This window comes from Paraburkholderia ribeironis, assembly GCF_900019265.1.
GTDB classification, from domain to species: domain Bacteria; phylum Pseudomonadota; class Gammaproteobacteria; order Burkholderiales; family Burkholderiaceae; genus Paraburkholderia; species Paraburkholderia ribeironis.
In genome coordinates, this window is the sequence record NZ_CYGX02000155.1 from 395 (window position 1) to 721 (window position 327).

Annotated in this window: 1 protein-coding gene; it reads right to left on the reverse strand. The window is 67.6% G+C overall.

Going from position 1 to position 327, the window contains the following annotated elements; genetic code table 11:
• Nucleotides 1–327: pyridoxal-phosphate dependent enzyme (locus BN2475_RS36120; protein WP_245841751.1), on the reverse strand; the 327-nt coding region annotated here is incomplete at both ends.

Here is a 327-nt window from a genome sequence, read left to right on the forward strand (position 1 = left end):
CGCACCGCGTCGACCTTCACCTGCGGGGTCGTGACCGGCACCACGATGATCGCCTTCACGCCCATGCGCGCGGCCGACAGCGCCACACCCTGCGCATGATTGCCCGCCGACGCGGTGATCACGCCACGCCCGAGCGCATCGGCGGGGAGGTGCGCCATCTTGTTGTACGCGCCGCGCAGCTTGAACGAGAACACCGGCTGGTTGTCCTCGCGCTTCAGGTAGACCGGGTTGCGCAGCCGCGCCGACAGATTGGGTGCGCGTTCGAGTTCGGTCTCGCGCGCCACGTCGTAGACGCGTGCGGTCAGGATCTTTTTCAGGTAGTCGTGG